The organism is Oleiphilus sp. HI0079, from assembly GCF_001635105.1.
Genome location: NZ_LWFT01001011.1, coordinates 1 through 878, shown reverse-complemented (window position 1 = coordinate 878; position 878 = coordinate 1). Strand labels below are relative to the sequence as shown.

Sequence of the window (878 nt, the reverse complement as noted above, 5' to 3'; positions counted from 1 at the left end):
ACAACAGGCGTCTCTACTTTTGCAGAATCTTCCGAGTCGAAAAACTCCATCAGAGACATAGGGAGGCCAGACAGCACTTTTTTAAGTGAACTTACACTTGGGCTAACACTGTTCTTTTCAATCATGGAAATGGTGGAGTTTGTAACCCCGGCTCTTTTCGCAAGCTCTCTTTGAGATATGCCTGTTTTTTTGCGCACTTCGCGCAATCTCTGACCTACATCCATAGCTACTTCCGTGCTTAATTATGGTTTATGGTCGTGCATTATCCCACACGCTCGCTTAATATATCAAACAGTTGATTCTGTATTTAAGGTATTAGTCATGCTCAACCCTTCCACACACTCCCGTACCTATCCACCCTCTTATTATGAAGCAAGTCTGACTGACAAAGAGGGCTTCCCACAAGCAAAGGGGGCGCTTTCTACTCAGGTTTGTATTATCGGGGGCGGTTTCAGTGGCGCAAGCACTGCTTTGGAATTGAGAGAGCGCGGTATCAATGTCATTTTGGTCGAAGCGTATCGCATTGGATGGGGCGCCTCAGGACGCAATGGCGGGCAGTTAATCCGCGGCATTGGTCACGGCCTAGATCAATTCAAGAATCAAATCGGCACCGAGGGCATCAAAGCGATTGATGACATGGGCTTTGAAGCAGTCGATATTGTGAAGCAGCGAGTTGAGAAATACGCAATCGATTGCGATCTTAAATGGGGCTATTGCGACCTTGCCACTAAACCTCGACACCTCAAAGATTTTATTGAAGACAAAGAGTGGCTCGACTCGATTAACTACCCGCACAAAACTCGTCTCATTAGCAAAGACGAAATGCATCAGGTCGTCGGCTCAGACCAGTACATTGGTGGCCTTATTGATATGGGTAG

At 46.7% G+C, this 878-nt stretch carries 2 protein-coding genes; one reads left to right on the top strand and one right to left on the bottom strand.

Annotated features, from left to right (window positions below):
- A partial coding sequence (locus A3750_RS18360) for a helix-turn-helix domain-containing protein (RefSeq protein WP_156498718.1) occupies nucleotides 1-224 on the bottom strand: 224 nt, incomplete at its 3' end.
- 97 nt (nucleotides 225-321) lie between these two features.
- Between A3750_RS18360 and A3750_RS18355 the strand changes: the two genes are divergently transcribed.
- The coding region (locus A3750_RS18355) for an FAD-binding oxidoreductase (RefSeq protein WP_156498717.1) at nucleotides 322-878 on the top strand (557 nt) is incomplete at its 3' end.